Here is a 15,358-nt window from a genome sequence, read left to right as displayed (position 1 = left end):
TTCCTTATCGGCGCTTTAGGTAGAAAGGGCGGGACGAGAAGTCTCCCACGGTCCGTACTGGCTAGAGTCGGAATCGAGCTTTTAGTCCCGCCCACCCCTTCAAGTCTAAACATACAAGCGGGCTTGCTCCGGGCGGCGATCCGACGAAGAGGCCAGTAGCAGCGCTCAAGAATCAGACAGACACAAAGAAGAACGAAGCGATCAGCCCCATCCCGACAAACCACACCAGCGATCGCAGAATCGCCCAGTCCGCCAGATAGCAAATGATGTAGAGCAGGCGACTGGTGATGAACAGCACCGCCAGCACGTTGACCGTCACCAGCTCTGCCGTGCCGACCAGGTGCGCAACGATCACCGCCGCCGCAAACGCCGGCGTCACTTCAAAACTGTTCAGTTGCGCCGCATGGGCACGTCGCGCCACGCCGTTCAGGCTTTCGAGAAAATCCCGGGGATCGTGATTGTCGCTCAGCCGATACCCACCGACAGCCTTGGCCACGCCTGTGCACAGGTAGGGCAGAAAGATCGCAATCAAAACGCACCACAGAGCCACCGTCATAACGCCGTCCTTTTTTCGAGTTATAGAGTTGCCGGGCGGTCAGAACTTCATGACCAGCATGCCGACCAGCACCAGCCCACAGGCTAAGAGCCGCGGCCGGCCGAAAGGTTCTTTCAGGTAACGCATGCCGAACAGCACAACCAGGATCACGCTGATTTCACGCAACGCCGCCGCTTCGGCAATCGAGCCCAACTGCATCGCCCACAGCACCAGAGCGTAGCTGAACAACACGCAGAACCCGACCGCCAGCCCAAGCTTCCATTGTCCGCGCCAGAACAGCATGAACGCCGGACGCTTGGCCACCCACGCCAGCATCGGAAACGGCCAGGCACTGAGCAGCGTGACCCAGACCAGGTAATCCAGCGGATGCGACCAGCGCCGCAACGCCTGGCCATCAATGTAGGTGTAGCAACCGATGCACAAGCCGATCAGCGCCACCACCGGCAGCATCGACCACGGCAAGTGTTTCCCGCCGCCGCCCTGCCAGAGCAGGCAAGCCATGCCCAGCGGGATCAACATGATCCCGAAGATCTGCTGGGTGGTCAGCACTTCGCCGGCGAAGATCAGGGTCAGCGCCAGCACCACCAGCGGCGACAATCCGCGCATCAACGGATAGACCAGCCCCAGATCGCCGACCCGATAGGCCTGGATCAGCAAATAACGATAGAGCAGTTCGAACGCCGCCGACGCCAGAATCCACGGCCAGATTTCCGCCGGCGGCAGGCTGATGAAAGGGAACGCCAGCGCGACGAACAACAGCGCCACGGTGTCCATGCAGGCCACCACCAGCAAACGCTCGGCGCTGAACTTGATCAACGTATTCCACGCTGCGTGCAACAGCGCCGCTACCAACACCAGAGCTGTCGCCAGCACGTGCCACTCCTTGATTCTTGTTGTTGAGCCTGAGCCAATTAGTCAGATTATTGATTCGCGATGTGTCAGCAGCTGTTTATACTGCAAGCGACCACGCCGCACTCAGTTGCGCACAGATAAATTCCAATAATTCCTGCCTGCCCCGTTCTCGTCCGAGACCGGTCGCCGGCCTGCGTATGCCTGATCAAAGCGTCAAGACTACCGACAGAGACCTTGCGCATGCCACTCGCCTTGCTTGCACTCGCTGTTGCCGCTTTCGGCATCGGCACCACTGAATTCGTCATCATGGGTCTGCTGCCCGATGTCGCCCGCGACCTCGCGGTGAGCATTCCCCACGCCGGCCTGTTGATCACCGGCTACGCCCTGGGCGTGGTGTTCGGTGCGCCGATCCTCGCGATCGGCACCGCCAACATGCCGCGCAAGGCCACGCTGCTGGGCATGACGCTGATGTTCATCCTCGGCAACGTGCTGTGCGCACTGGCGCCGAACTACGCAACGCTGATGGCGGCGCGGGTGGTCACCGCGCTGTGCCACGGCGCGTTCTTCGGCATCGGTTCGGTGGTGGCCGCCGGGCTGGTCGCGCCGAACAAGCGGGCGCAGGCGATTGCGATGATGTTCACCGGCCTGACCCTGGCCAACGTGCTCGGCGTACCGCTGGGCACTGCGCTCGGCCAGTACGCCGGCTGGCGTTCGACCTTCTGGGCGGTCTCGGTGATTGGTGTGATCGCCGCCCTCGCCCAATGGCTGTGGTTGCCGAAACACATCCCGATGGACAAGGCCAACCTCGCCAGCGAATTCAAGGTGCTGGGCAAGGTCAACGTGTTGCTGGCGCTGGGAATGAGCGTGCTGGCCTCCACCAGTCTGTTCAGCGTGTTCACCTACATCGCGCCGATTCTGCAGGACATCACCGGCGTCAGCCCTCACGGCGTGACGGTGATGCTGCTGTTGTTCGGCGTCGGCCTGACCGGCGGCAGCATGCTCGGCGGGCGCCTGGCCGACAGCCGCCTGTTGCCTTCGCTGGTGGGTGTCGCACTGGCGGTGGTGTTGATTCTGGCGGCGTTCAGCCAGACCAGCCGCTCGGTGGTTCCGGCGGCGATCACGCTGGTGCTGTGGGGGATTTTTGCCTTCGCCCTGTGCCCGATCCTGCAACTGCTGATCATCGATCAGGCGCATGAAGCACCGAACCTCGGTTCTACCCTGAACCAGAGCGCGTTCAACCTCGGCAATGCCGCCGGCGCGTGGATCGGCGGATTGGTGGTAGCCAGCGGCGCGGACCTGGCGGACTTGCCGTGGACCGGCGCGCTGGTGGGCGTGCTGACCGTGCTGACGGCGCTGTTTTTCATCTACCTGCAACGTCGGGGTGTCGCTGCGGTCAATGTGTCCGGCTGATTTTCCCGGGGGACACAATTGTGTCCCCACCCGGCGTCAGCCCATCCAACCCTTGCGTCCATGAATGGGCGCGCTGTCTTTCACCCCCCATCCAAAGGACCCCGGATGCTTGAACTCGTCGCCGCTTTCATCTGCCTCACCACCCTCCTCACCTTCGTGAATTTCCGCTTCATCGGCCTGCCCCCGACCATCGGCGTGATGGTTACCGCACTGATGTTTTCCCTGTTGCTGCAAGGCCTGAGCCTGCTCGGTTACCCCGGCCTCGAAGAGCGTGTACAGCAACTGATCGGCCAGATCGACTTCGGCGATCTGCTGATGAACTGGATGCTGTCGTTCCTGCTGTTCGCCGGCGCCTTGCACGTGAACCTGAACGACCTGCGCAGCTACCGCTGGCCGATCGGCCTGCTGGCGACCTTCGGCGTACTGATCGCCACCGCCGTGATCGGCAGCCTCGCCTATTACATTTTTGCCCTGTTCGGCTGGCACGTGAGCTTCCTCTACTGCCTGTTGTTCGGCGCGCTGATTTCCCCGACCGACCCGATTGCGGTACTCGGCGTGCTGCGTACGGCCAACGCCTCGAAGCCGCTGAAGACCACCATCGTCGGCGAATCGCTGTTCAACGACGGCACCGCCGTGGTGGTGTTCACCGTGCTGCTGGGCATCGCGCAACTGGGTGAAACCCCGACCGTCGGCGCCACAGCCATGCTGTTTGCCCATGAAGCCATCGGCGGCGTGCTGTTCGGCGGGCTGATCGGTTATCTGGTGTACCTGATGATCAAGAGCATCGAGCAGCACCAGATCGAAGTCATGCTGACTTTGGCGCTGGTGATCGGTGGTTCAGCAATGGCCACCGAGCTGCACGTCTCGGCGCCGATTGCGATGGTGGTCGCCGGGCTGATCATCGGTAACCTCGGTCGCAACCTGGCGATGAACGACATGACGCGCAAATACCTGGACGGTTTCTGGGAATTGCTCGACGACATGCTCAACGCCTTGCTGTTCGCCCTGATCGGGATGGAGCTGTTGCTGCTGCCGTTCAACTGGTTGCACGTGGCGGCGGCAAGTCTGCTGGCGTTGGCGATTCTGCTGTCGCGCCTGCTCACCGTGGCCCCCGCCATCGTCCTGTTGCGGCGCTGGCGCACCGTGCCGCGCGGCACGATCCGGATCCTGACCTGGGGTGGTTTGCGCGGCGGTGTTTCGGTGGCGCTGGCACTGGCTCTGCCATTGGGCCCGGAGCGCGATCTGCTGCTGAGCATCACCTACATCGTGGTGCTGTCATCGATCCTGTTGCAGGGCCTGACCATCGGCAAACTGGTCAAGCACGCAACGCGCGACGAGCCGGCAACCGCTGCCGAGCCCGCGCACCATTGATCATTTCCTGATCTGCTGCGGATCGGGCTTTTCAGCCTGATCCGCAGACTCTTTCGGCCCGTCCGTTTCTTTTGGCGCGCCGCTTTCGCTGCGGATCTGCGCATGACTGATCAGCGCGAAGATGAAACTGCCGCCGATGATGTTCCCCGCCAGGGTCGGCCCGGCAAACACCGCCCAGAAATCACTCCACGGCAACTCGCCGGCAAACACCAGATACGACACTTCCGCCGACCCCACCACGATATGCGTGAAATCGCCCAGCGCCATGAAATAGGTGATGAGGATGATGATCCACATCTTCGCGCTCTCCATGGATGGAATCATCCAGACCATGGTGGCGATCATCCAGCCGGAAACGATGCCCTTGGCGAACATCTGACTCGCGTGGTTCTCCATGACCTTGCGGCCGATTTCGAGGAAGGCCTCGTCGGTCTTGCTGTCGAAGATCGGCAGTTCGAGCATCACGTACGCCACCAGAATCGTCCCGCACAGGTTGCCGAACAGCACCACCGTCCAGAGCCGGATCAGCCGGCCGAAATTGCGGATCGTCGGTTTGGTCATCACCGGCAGCACGGCGGTCAGGGTGTTTTCGGTGAACAGTTGCTGGCGGGCGAGGATCACCGCGAGAAAACCTGCGCAGTAACCGAAGCTGGCGATCACCTTGAATTCGTCGCCCTCGGGCAGACGCGAGTTGAGCAGGCCCATGCCCATCAGCGACAGGCCCATGGTCAGCCCGGCCGCCAGCGCCGACCACCACAGCGCGGCGATGCTGCGCTCCAGTTCCTGGTCGCCCTGTTTGCGGATGATTTCATGCAGGACCGCCGCCCGGGGCGGCTGGTTTTTCTCGACTTCGTGTTGTTCCTTGGCCGAGAGGTCGGGGGTCTTGCCGTCTGTTGGCGTGGTCATGGCGGGAAACCGGTGGCGGGGTCATAAGGCTACGACACGCGCCGCTCGGCTTCCGTTCGCCGGGTGGTGCGATTACTCGGTAACGGGTGTTTCATCCTTGAACTGGTCTTTGACGTACTTGATCTCGGTCCGCCCGTGCGGGGCCGGCAGGCCGTCTTCGCCGAGGTTGACGAAGACCATCTTCTCGACGGTCAGGATGCTCTTGCGGGTGATCTTGTTGCGCACTTCGCAGGTCAGGGTGATCGAGGTGCGGCCGAACTCGGTGGCGGTGATGCCCAGTTCGATGATGTCGCCCTGGCGCGAGGCGCTGACGAAGTTGATCTCGGAAATGTACTTGGTCACCACGCGCTGGTTGCCCAGTTGAACGATGGCGTAGATCGCCGCTTCTTCGTCGATCCAGCGCAGCAGGCTGCCGCCGAACAGGGTGCCGTTGGGGTTGAGGTCTTCGGGTTTTACCCACTTGCGGGTGTGGAAATTCATCTTCACTCCTGAGCGTCTTGCCGAATGATGGCGCCATCTTGGCAGACTGAGCGGTCATGCTCCATGAGGCTTCTACTATGGTCGCGATTAGCGATCTTCATCTGGCCGACAGAAACCCTTTGGAAGATCAGTCTAGACGGCTATAATCGCCCCCGTTTCAAAACGGTAACCTTCACTTGTTACCGTTTTCCCGCCACCTGTCCGAGGGGCGCTGCAGCAGGTTCAACCTGTCAGGCTCGGATGGGGCGTTGACCGGCTCAGGCCGGACACTAAACGCACAACGGCGCCCATTCGCATACATTACGAATGGAGGCTCTTCATGAGCGCTGTTATCACGCCTGCAGATTTTAACGATTACAAAGTTGCCGACATGTCCCTGGCTGCCTGGGGCCGTCGCGAAACCATCATCGCCGAGTCGGAAATGCCGGCCCTGATGGGTCTGCGTCGCAAGTACGCTTCCGAGCAGCCTTTGAAAGGCGCAAAAATCCTCGGCTGCATCCACATGACCATTCAGACCGCCGTGCTGATCGAAACCCTGGTTGCCCTGGGTGCCGAAGTGCGCTGGTCGTCCTGCAACATCTTCTCGACTCAGGACCAGGCCGCTGCTTCCATCGCTGCTGCCGGCATCCCGGTTTTCGCCTGGAAAGGCGAGACTGAAGAAGAGTACGAGTGGTGCCTGGAGCAAACCATCCTGAAGGATGGCCAGCCATGGGACGCCAACATGATCCTCGACGACGGCGGCGACCTGACCCAGTTGCTGCACGACAAATACCCACAGGTTCTGGACCGCGTTCACGGCGTGACCGAAGAAACCACCACCGGCGTACACCGTCTGCTGGACATGCTGGCCAAGGGCGAGCTGAAAATCCCGGCCATCAACGTCAACGACTCGGTGACCAAGTCCAAGAACGACAACAAGTACGGCTGCCGTCACAGCCTGAACGACGCCATCAAGCGTGGTACCGACCACCTGCTGTCCGGCAAGCAAGCGCTGGTCATCGGTTACGGTGACGTGGGCAAGGGCTCGGCCCAGTCCCTGCGTCAGGAAGGCATGATCGTTAAGGTCTCCGAAGTCGACCCGATCTGCGCCATGCAAGCCTGCATGGACGGTTTCGAACTGGTTTCGCCGTTCATCGACGGTATCAACGACGGCACCGAAGCAAGCATCGACAAAGCGCTGCTGGGCAAGATCGACCTGATCGTGACCACCACCGGTAACGTCAACGTTTGCGACGCAAACATGCTCAAAGCCCTGAAGAAGCGCGCCGTTGTCTGCAACATCGGTCACTTCGACAACGAAATCGACACCGCTTTCATGCGCAAGAACTGGGCATGGGAAGAAGTGAAGCCACAGGTACACAAGATCCACCGTACCGGCCCGGGCGCTTTCGACGCTCAGAACGACGACTACCTGATCCTGCTGGCCGAAGGCCGCCTGGTGAACCTGGGCAACGCTACCGGTCACCCAAGCCGCATCATGGACGGTTCGTTCGCCAACCAGGTTCTGGCGCAGATCTTCCTGTTCGGCCAGAAGTACGCCGACCTGTCGCCAGCCCAGAAAGCCGAGCGCCTGACCGTTGAAGTACTGCCGAAGAAACTCGACGAAGAAGTGGCCCTGGAAATGGTTCGCGGCTTCGGCGGCGTGGTCACTCAACTGACCAAGCAACAGGCTGACTACATCGGCGTGACCGTCGAAGGCCCGTTCAAGCCGCACGCTTACCGCTACTAAGAGCAGCTGCGAGCTTCAAGCTTCAAGCGGCAAGCAAGGCCACAAGCCGAGCTTGCCGCGCGAAGCCCGAAAGCTCTGCCCCTATTTGTCAAAACAGTGTCAGGCCGCAAGCTTCAGGCACAAGAGACCAGCGCACCTCCGCTGCTCTTGCAGCTTGAAGCTTGCAGCTTGTAGCTGGAGGTCCCCTCCATGTCCCAAGACCGTCGCTACAGCTTCGAGTTCTTCCCGACCAAGACCGATGCTGGGCATGAAAAACTGCTCGCCACTGCCCGTCAGTTGGCCACTTACAACCCTGATTTCTTTTCCTGCACCTACGGCGCTGGCGGTTCGACCCGTGACCGCACGCTGAACACCGTGTTGCAGCTGGAAAGCGAAGTCAAAATCCCCGCCGCCCCGCACCTGTCGTGCGTCGGCGACAGCAAGGACGACCTGCGCGGCCTGCTGAACGAGTACAAGGCTGCCGGCATCAAGCGCATCGTCGCCCTGCGCGGTGACCTGCCATCCGGCATGGGCATGACCAGCGGCGAGCTGCGTCACGCCAATGAACTGGTTGAATTCATTCGTGAAGAAACCGGCAATCATTTCCACATCGAAGTTGCCGCTTACCCGGAGATGCATCCGCAAGCGCGCAATTACGAAGACGATCTTGCCAACTTCGTGCGCAAGGCCCGTGCCGGCGCCGACAGCGCGATCACCCAGTACTTCTTCAACGCCGACAGCTACTTCTACTTTGTCGACCGTTTGCAGGCGCTGGGCGTGGACATTCCGGTCGTGCCGGGGATCATGCCGATCACCAACTACAGCAAGCTCGCGCGCTTCTCCGATGCCTGCGGTGCGGAAATCCCGCGCTGGATCCGCAAGCAGCTGGAAGCCTACGGCGATGACAGCCAAAGCATTCAGCGCTTTGGCGAACAGGTCGTCAGCGAGATGTGCGAACGCCTGCTGCAAGGCGGCGCGCCTGGCCTGCACTTCTATTCCATGAACCAGGCCGAACCGAGCCTGGCGATCTGGAACAACCTGAAGCTGCCGCGCTAAAAAGACGTCACCGCAAGACCAGAAGATCGCAGCCGCGACAACGCCAACAGCGTTTTCGCCGCTGCGATCTTTTGCTTTTAACGCCCGAAACAGAGCTTCTGCGGCCAGTTTCTGGCTCTTTGCCGTTTCTCGTCGTAATCTCAAGCCATGCCTTTGATCACGCAGTTTTTCGCCGTGCTGGTTTTTGCTTGCCTGAGCTTTGCGGCTCGGGGCGAGAAGCTGCGTATCGTCACCGAACCGTGGGCGCCGTACGTCTATGAACAGGGCGGCAAGAACCTCGGTCTCGATTACGAAACCACCGCCATCGTGTTCAAGCGGCTGGGCATCGAAGTCGAATGGCAGTTCCTGCCGTGGAAACGCTGCCTGTCGATGCTCGAAACCGGCCAGGCCGACGGTGCGCTGGACATCTTCCACAGCGACGAACGCGACGCCACCCTGCTCTACCCGAGCGAACCGTTGTCGGACGTCGAGTTCGTGATGTTCTATGCCAACGAGCGACCGCATCCTTTTCACAGCCTTGAAGACCTCAAGGGCCTGACGGTCGGCACCTCGCCGGGCTATCTGTACAGCCCGGACTTTCGCGAATCGACTCTGTTCACCCGCGAACCGGCCCCTACCCACGAAGCCAACTTCGGCAAACTGGTGCGCGGGCGCATCGACCTGCTGATCACAGATCGCCGCGTGGGTCAGCATTTGCTCGATGAGCTGGGCATTCGCGACAAGATCACGGAAAACCCCACGGTCATCAGCCGCCAGAGCCAGTTTCTGGCCGTGCGGCGCAATGCCGGGATGGATTTGCTGGTGCAGCGCTTCGGCGCGGAACTCAAGCGTTTCAAGCGCGAACCGGCCTATGCCGAACTCAGCGCCCGCTACGGCGCGGCCCCCACCCTGACGGCGCCGCTGGGCACCGCCACCGCCAGCGGCAAAACCGTTGAGCAGCAGGAAAGCGGCGCGCAGTGATTGCTCTGTTATACTCCGGCGTTCCCGCCAGGCTCACGCCCGGACGCCCGGAACCGTAACAGGCCTCCCGACCCGCTACAGCGCAGCTTTTCAGCCCGCGCGAGCGCTCCGGACGTGCCTTCGGAACCGCAGCAGGACCGGACGGGATTGCGTCCTCTTAAACGCCATTCGCGCCAGGCAAGACTCCCATTGGGCCAAGCCCTAACTGAAACAGGATTACTCATGTCCTTTGCTTCCCTCGGTCTCTCCGAGGCTTTGGTCCGCGCTATCGAAGATGCGGGCTATACCGAGCCTACTCCGGTGCAACAGCGGGCCATTCCCGCCGTGTTGCAAGGTCGCGACCTGATGGTTGCGGCACAGACAGGTACCGGTAAAACCGGCGGTTTCGCCCTTCCGATCCTGGAGCGGCTGTTCCCCAACGGCCACCCGGACAAATCCCAGCGTCACGGCCCGCGCCAGCCGCGCGTGCTGGTCCTGACCCCGACCCGCGAACTCGCGGCCCAGGTTCACGACAGCTTCAAGATCTACGCCCGTGACCTGAAATTCGTCAGTGCCTGCATCTTCGGCGGCGTCGGCATGAACCCACAGGTTCAGGCCATGTCCCGTGGCGTGGACGTCCTCGTTGCGTGCCCGGGTCGCCTGCTCGACCTGTGCGGCCAGGGCAGCGTCGATCTGTCCCACGTTGAAATCCTCGTGCTCGACGAAGCTGACCGCATGCTCGACATGGGCTTCGTCCATGACGTGAAGAAAGTCCTCGCGCGTCTGCCGGCCAAGCGTCAGAACCTGCTGTTCTCGGCGACCTTCTCCAAAGACATCACCGACCTTGCCGGCAAGCTGCTGCACAACCCGGAACGCATCGAAGTGACGCCGCCAAACACCACGGTCGAGCGCATCGAGCAACGCGTATTCCGTCTGCCGGCCAGCCACAAGCGTGCGCTGCTGGCCCACCTGATCACCGCCGGCGCGTGGGAACAGGTGCTGGTGTTCACCCGCACCAAGCACGGCGCCAACCGTCTGGCCGAGTACCTGGACAAACATGGCCTGCCGGCTGTGGCGATCCACGGCAACAAGAGCCAGAACGCCCGCACCAAAGCTTTGGCCGACTTCAAGGCTGGTGAAGTGCGCATTCTGGTAGCGACCGATATCGCCGCCCGTGGCCTGGACATCGACCAGTTGCCGCATGTGGTCAACTTCGAACTGCCGAACGTCGATGAAGACTACGTGCACCGTATCGGCCGTACCGGCCGTGCCGGTCGTTCGGGCGAGGCGATCTCGCTGGTCGCACCGGACGAAGAAAAACTGCTGAAAAGCATCGAGCGCATGACCAAGCAGAAAATCGCCGACGGCGACCTGATGGGCTTCGATGCCAGCACCATCGAGGCCGAGAAGCCGGAAGCCCGCGAACGTCCGGACATGCGCAACCCGCGCAATGCCCGTGGCCCACGCGGCGACGGCCCGAATGGCGGCGGCGGTGGCGGCGGTCGTAAAGACAAAGGCAAAGACAAGGGCAAGGAAAAACCGGCCGGCGAACGCGGTGAGCGTCCAGCCCGTCAACAAAAGCCGCGTGAAGGCACCCCGGCCCGCGAACAGCGCCAGCCAAGCCAGCCGCCACGCGCCGCTGCTGACCGTGCTCCGGACGAATTCCTCGACGACGATATCGATAACTTCGGTAACCGCGTTGATTACGTGCCGAAGCAGGCTCCGGCCGGTGGTCGCAACCGTCGCCCGGGCGCTCCGGCGCAAGGCGCAGGTTCGGGCGCACCACGCGGCGGTCAGCCACAAGGTCGCCAGAACGGCCCACGCAACAGCAACGGTTCGAGCACCGGCACTCCGCCAGGCAAGCGCAGCGGCCCACGCAACGGTGCCCCGCGTGACGGTCAGGGTCGTCGCGATGAGAACTCGCGCAACCGCCGCCCGGCCCGTGACGATCAGCAACGCGCTGAACCGGCCGTGCAGAACCCGCGCAGCAGTGGACCGAAGATCATGCACAAGGAGTCGAAAGCCGACCGCTTCCCGACGCCTGAGCAGCTGGATCAACTGCCAAGCCGCCCACGCGGTGAAAAACCGGCCTTGCTGACCCGCAATCGCTGAGTTTTCCACTGCAATGAAAAATGCCCCGGCCTGAAAACCGGGGCATTTTTTTTGCGCGCCGCCGAGACGAGAGTTACGGCAGGCCATAAAAAACGCCCCCGATCGCAAGACCGGGGGCGTTTTTGTGTGGCCGGCGAAAATTACTTCACTTTCACACCTTCAAACGAAACGTACAGCTCGACCGCGTCGGACTTCGGACCCAGGTCTTTCTGCTTGCCGAAATCGGAACGCTTGATGGTGGTGGTGCCTTCGAAGCCGGCACGGTAGCCGCCCCATGGATCCTTGCCTTCGCCCAGGAAGGTCGCCTTCACGACCACTGGCTTGGTGACGCCCAGGATGGTCAGGTCGCCGGTCACGTCAGCGGTGTTGGCACCGGTGGACTTGACGCTGGTGGAGACGAAGGTGGCCTTGGCAAACTTGCTGGCGTTGAGGAAGTCAGCGCTGGCGATGTGCTTGTCGCGCTCGGCGTGGTTGGTGAACACGCTGGCGGTGTTCACGTTGAACTCGATCTTGCTGTCTTCAGGCTTGGCAGCGTCGAAGCTGAACTTGCCATCGATGTCCTTGAAGGTACCGGTGATGAAGCTGTAGCCCAGGTGGCTGATCTTGAAGTCGACGAAGGCGTGCTGGCCTTCTTTGTCAACCACATAGTCAGCGGCCATCACGTTGGCGGACAGGACGGCAGAGCCGATTGCCAGAGCGGCCAGAGTCTTTTTCAACATGCTTTGTTTTCCTTTGGAGTCGAGGTTGAACATCAGGCTTTGCGTCCCAGCATTCGTGTCAGGGTCGCATCACGATCGATAAAGTGGTGCTTCAATGCTGCCAACGCATGAAGGCCGGAAAAAATTACCAGCGCCCATGCCAGCCAGAGATGAATCACACCGGCGGTATCTGCCTGATCCGGTAGTCCGGAAACCAGTGCAGGAACTTCAAACAGGCCAAACACCGGGATCCCGACACCGTCTGCGGTGGAAATCAGGTAACCGGCAATCATCACGGCGAACAGCGCAAGGTACAGAAACCCATGGCCGAACTTGGCGCCGATGCGGGTCATGCGGCTGTAGCTTTGCAGCGTTGGTGGCGGTGGGCTGACAAAGCGCCACAACACCCGCAACACCATCACACCCAGCAGCACCAGACCGATGCTCTTGTGCAGATCCGGCGCGTCTTTGCGCCAGGTGCTGTAGTAATCCAGCCCCACCATCCACAGACCCAGCGCGAACAGCCCGAAGACCACCAGCGCCACGCCCCAGTGCATGAAGATGCTGACCCAACCGTAGCGCGAAGAAGAGTTACGTAGCTGCATTGCCCAAATCCTGTGAGAACTGCGAACCAAGACTAGCGAGTTATCTATCGAATTAAAGCGGAAAATTTCGCTTTGAAATATCGAGAAATACGATCAAGAGTCTTGAACAGGGGAGTTAAGGAAAGATTAAAGACGATTTTGTGTCGCGATGTCAGGCGCAGGTTGCGCGAAATTTTCTGAGCTCGTAGGGGCCGCGCTCAGAGCAAGACCGTCTACTCTGAAGGGGCAATGACAAGGAAAAAATTACAGAACGATGGAAATCGGGTGATTTACAACCAACGCACGGGAAGCGTGCGCTGGGCGCGCTTCGGCTTCGTCCCTGGCCGCCTCCCGAAGCCAAAACCAAGATGGCTGAGAAAACTGCCGGACGGGATAGAAGTTTATGAATGGACGTTTTCCTGAATGGTTTCTCCAACCGTGGCAAGAAAACCCGGCTTCAAGAACTTTTGAACAACGGTGGTGGATCGAGACATTCGGGCTTATATGGATCTATCCGACACTTATGGGCCAACTCTGAATCATTGCCTTTAAGTACCAGCCGACCATCCATACAGCCGGACAATGCTACCAACATAGCAATCAGAACCACTGCTTTCATATCGCCCTCCAAATTTATTGAAGAACATAGAATCAAGCTGAAGCGCCCTCAATCGCCTCTTTCCTGTATTTCTGTGGGAAGCATCCGATAGATCGACGATGTATGTAGGACTGTGGTGTCCTTCAAAAACCGGCCAAAGATTCAGATATAAAAAAACGCGGCCATTGAGCCGCGTTTTTTTTAAGCCTGAAGGTTACTGAGCCTTCGTCTCGGTGGTTGCCGCCGGTTTGGCCGCTGGCTTCTTCGCCGGTTCAGCTTTTTTCGCCGCAGGTTTCGCTGCAGGTTTTTTCGCTTCGGTCTTGGTCGCCGGTTTCTTCGCTGCTGGTTTGGCAGCCGCTTTCTTGGCTGGCTCGGCTTTTACCGGAGTCGCTGGCTTCGGTGCTTCCACCGGGGCTGGCGCAGGGGCCGGGGTCGGTGCAGGCGCTGGAGCGGCTGGAGCAGGTGCCGGCTCTGGCGCTTTCACTGGCTCTGGTTTCTTGTCGTCGTCCGAACCGCCGAACAGGTTGGTGAAGAAGTTGCCTTTCTTCGCCGCCACGGCTGCGCCCGCTGCACCTGCCGCTGCGGCGGTGGCTGCTGCCGGGCCGACTTTGGCCGGTTCGAAGGATTTGCCCGCCGCCAGGTCTTCAACCTGACTGGCCGCGCGCTGGCCGGTGCGCAGCGCGCCTTCCAGAGTGCCCGGGTACAAGGTGTCGGTGTGTTCGCCGGCAAACGCTACGCGTTGCAGCGGACGCTCCCACAGGCGCCAGTATTTGCTGATCTGACCAGGGCCGAAGGCGAGGTAAGAACCGCCGGTCGATGGATCGGTGCTGTAGCGACGGATTTCATAGCCGGTGAACGAGCCACGGGCCTGTGGATAAAACGCGTGCAGACGAATCAGCACCTGATCGACCATCTGCTTGTCGCCGAAGGCCTGCATGACGCGGGCGTTGTCGCCGGACAGGTTGATCACCACGTTCGCGCCGCCCTTCAGGGCTGGCTCGATCCACAGCATGCCCAGGCCGGTGTTGCTGTAGATCTCGCCGGACATCCGCGCCTTGCTTTCCCACACAGGCGTCTTGAACTTCAGCATGATCTGGTCGCGCCAGCCATAGTTGGTGCCCTTGATCGCAGCCAGGTGCTGGGCGTCCAGCGCCGGGGTCAGCTGAATCTTGTTGAGGGCGCGCAATGGCACCGCCAGCACGACGTAGTCTGCCGAATAGCCCACGCTGCCGACCTTGACGGTCACGCCATCCTTGTCCTGGGTGATGGCGGACACCGGCGAATCGGTCTTGATGGTTTTCAGCTGTTTGACGAAGGCCTGGGCCAGCACCGGGCTGCCACCGACCAGACGCGAAGCGCGCAGGTCACGGTCGGACACGCCGCGATACACCCGGCTCTGCTGCGCAAAGTACAGCAGCGACAGGCGCGAAGGCTCGTCGTAGTGGGTGCGGATGTCCTGGTTGATCAGCTGACGTGCGGTGGCCGGCAGGTTCTGCTTGTCGAGCCAGCTCGAGACGTTGATCTGGTCCAGTGCGTGCAGGGTGTTGGTCGCGGCGGGGTTCTGCGGATCGTCGATCGAACGCGCCAGATCGTCACGGGTTTTCTCGTAGCGCTTCAGCGCCTCGGCCGTGGCGGGCTGTTTGGTGGTCAGGTCGGCGGCGGAGAAATACTCGCCGTCGATCAGGTAACCCGGGGTCCGTACGAATTCAGGGGCTGGCGTGGTGTTCAGCTTGAAGGTCGATACGTACTTGTTCAGCACCGGCTGAGTCTTGTCGTTGCCGATCCACTCGCTGGTGGCCATGCCCGAGCGACCGCCCAGGCTCGGTTTGGCTTCGAGCAGCGTCACCTGCCAGCCCTTGTTCTGCAGTTCGTAAGCCGCCGTCAGGCCCGACAGGCCGCCGCCGATCACGATTGCGGTTTTATCCTTGGCCAGCGCCGTAACGCTAAACAGCCCCAACACCACCAGCGCACAGGCGCGCAGCCAACCGACAGACATTCAGCGAACTCCGGAAAAACACGTAGGAAAATGCAGTTTTGCGGGTCAGACGACCCAAAGAACCGCGAAGAATACGTCAGCCATCAAAACGC

The 15,358-nt window shown here is 61.0% G+C and carries 13 protein-coding genes and 1 riboswitch; of the genes, 6 read left to right on the top strand and 7 right to left on the bottom strand.

Features of this window, described 5'->3' with window-relative positions; translation table 11 throughout:
• Window positions 1-172: 172 nt before the first annotated feature.
• A complete protein-coding gene (locus K5E37_RS24830; RefSeq protein WP_007959694.1) occupies window positions 173-556 on the bottom strand; it encodes an MAPEG family protein in 384 nt (127 codons plus the stop codon).
• Window positions 557-595: 39 nt separating this feature from the next.
• Entirely contained in the window at window positions 596-1,429 is an 834-nt protein-coding gene (locus K5E37_RS24825; protein WP_221535405.1) for an EamA family transporter, read from the bottom strand.
• Window positions 1,430-1,648: 219 nt separating this feature from the next.
• Between K5E37_RS24825 and K5E37_RS24820 the strand changes: the two genes are divergently transcribed.
• Both K5E37_RS24820 and K5E37_RS24815 read left to right on the top strand, forming a co-directional pair.
• The gene (locus K5E37_RS24820; protein WP_085608885.1) at window positions 1,649-2,818 is read left to right on the top strand and encodes an MFS transporter; all 1,170 of its coding nucleotides are present in this window, start codon (window positions 1,649-1,651) and stop codon (window positions 2,816-2,818) included.
• Between the two features lie 105 nt (window positions 2,819-2,923).
• A complete protein-coding gene (locus K5E37_RS24815) occupies window positions 2,924-4,189 on the top strand; it encodes a sodium:proton antiporter (protein ID WP_085667394.1) in 1,266 nt (421 codons plus the stop codon).
• Here the strand turns inward: K5E37_RS24815 and K5E37_RS24810 are convergent, their stop codons facing one another.
• Together K5E37_RS24810 and K5E37_RS24805 are read right to left on the bottom strand one after the other, a co-directional pair.
• Entirely contained in the window at window positions 4,190-5,095 is a 906-nt protein-coding gene (locus K5E37_RS24810) for a formate/nitrite transporter family protein (RefSeq protein WP_127800356.1), read from the bottom strand.
• Between the two features lie 72 nt (window positions 5,096-5,167).
• A complete protein-coding gene (locus K5E37_RS24805) occupies window positions 5,168-5,575 on the bottom strand; it encodes an acyl-CoA thioesterase (protein WP_007959686.1) in 408 nt (135 codons plus the stop codon).
• A gap of 197 nt (window positions 5,576-5,772) precedes the next feature.
• Window positions 5,773-5,871: riboswitch (S-adenosyl-L-homocysteine riboswitch) on the top strand.
• 23 nt (window positions 5,872-5,894) lie between these two features.
• Between K5E37_RS24805 and ahcY the strand changes: the two genes are divergently transcribed.
• From ahcY to K5E37_RS24785, 4 genes are all read left to right on the top strand, one after another.
• Window positions 5,895-7,304, top strand: coding sequence for an adenosylhomocysteinase (gene ahcY, locus K5E37_RS24800; protein ID WP_007959684.1), 1,410 nt, complete (start codon window positions 5,895-5,897; stop codon window positions 7,302-7,304).
• Between the two features lie 189 nt (window positions 7,305-7,493).
• Window positions 7,494-8,339: a methylenetetrahydrofolate reductase [NAD(P)H] gene (metF, locus tag K5E37_RS24795; protein ID WP_085608882.1), complete on the top strand. Its 846-nt coding sequence runs from the start codon at window positions 7,494-7,496 to the stop codon at window positions 8,337-8,339.
• A 147-nt stretch (window positions 8,340-8,486) separates the two neighbouring features.
• Complete coding sequence (locus K5E37_RS24790; RefSeq protein WP_221535404.1) at window positions 8,487-9,299, top strand: ABC transporter substrate-binding protein; 813 nt, start codon at window positions 8,487-8,489, stop codon at window positions 9,297-9,299.
• 222 nt (window positions 9,300-9,521) lie between these two features.
• Window positions 9,522-11,390 carry a DEAD/DEAH box helicase gene (locus K5E37_RS24785; protein ID WP_221535403.1) on the top strand — a complete coding sequence of 623 codons (1,869 nt, stop codon included), beginning with the start codon at window positions 9,522-9,524 and terminating at the stop codon, window positions 11,388-11,390.
• A 140-nt stretch (window positions 11,391-11,530) separates the two neighbouring features.
• Here K5E37_RS24785 and K5E37_RS24780 read toward each other — a convergent pair whose 3' ends face one another.
• The 3 genes from K5E37_RS24780 to K5E37_RS24770 form a co-directional block, all read right to left on the bottom strand.
• Window positions 11,531-12,109, bottom strand: a complete 579-nt coding sequence (locus K5E37_RS24780) for a YceI family protein (protein ID WP_260404478.1) — start codon at window positions 12,107-12,109, stop codon at window positions 11,531-11,533.
• 32 nt (window positions 12,110-12,141) lie between these two features.
• Window positions 12,142-12,693, bottom strand: coding sequence for a cytochrome b (locus K5E37_RS24775; protein ID WP_007959675.1), 552 nt, complete (start codon window positions 12,691-12,693; stop codon window positions 12,142-12,144).
• 791 nt (window positions 12,694-13,484) lie between these two features.
• A complete protein-coding gene (locus tag K5E37_RS24770; protein ID WP_221535401.1) occupies window positions 13,485-15,266 on the bottom strand; it encodes a flavin monoamine oxidase family protein in 1,782 nt (593 codons plus the stop codon).
• Between the last annotated feature and the right edge of the window lie 92 nt (window positions 15,267-15,358).

This window comes from Pseudomonas sp. RIT778 (genome assembly GCF_019718735.1).
In the GTDB taxonomy this organism is placed as follows: Bacteria; Pseudomonadota; Gammaproteobacteria; order Pseudomonadales; family Pseudomonadaceae; genus Aquipseudomonas; species Aquipseudomonas aphyarum.
This window is presented reverse-complemented; position numbering and strand designations above follow the sequence as displayed.